The 300-nt window shown below is 51.7% G+C and carries 1 protein-coding gene; it reads left to right on the forward strand.

Going from position 1 to position 300, the window contains the following annotated elements; genetic code table 11:
- Window positions 1-128 precede the first annotated feature (128 nt).
- Window positions 129-300, forward strand: a 172-nt coding sequence (locus tag E5Q11_RS17725; RefSeq protein ID WP_210426348.1) for a glutamine synthetase beta-grasp domain-containing protein, incomplete at its 3' end; no start/stop codon positions are given.

Genomic DNA, 300 nt, shown 5'->3' on the forward strand with positions numbered 1-300 from the left:
GTAACCGGCGATAGCTTTTGTTAAGCTGCCAGACCTGAACAAGATCGGGTGTCAGCCATGCTGATCGATCCGGCAAGCATCTACACAGAAATGGCCCGCGCAGCGGGATAACAAACGGAGCATGCACAATGTCCAAAACAACTGATCTTATTAAAGAACACGAAGTCAAATGGGTCGATCTTCGATTCACTGACAGCCGCGGCAAAGAGCAGCATGTGACCCTGCCCGCCTCCGAGGTTGACGCAGATTTCTTCACCGACGGCAAGATGTTTGATGGCTCTTCAATTGCCGGCTGGAAAG

Origin of the sequence: Marinobacter confluentis, from assembly GCF_004785685.1 — a bacterium.
Taxonomy (GTDB): Bacteria; Pseudomonadota; Gammaproteobacteria; order Pseudomonadales; family Oleiphilaceae; genus Marinobacter; species Marinobacter confluentis.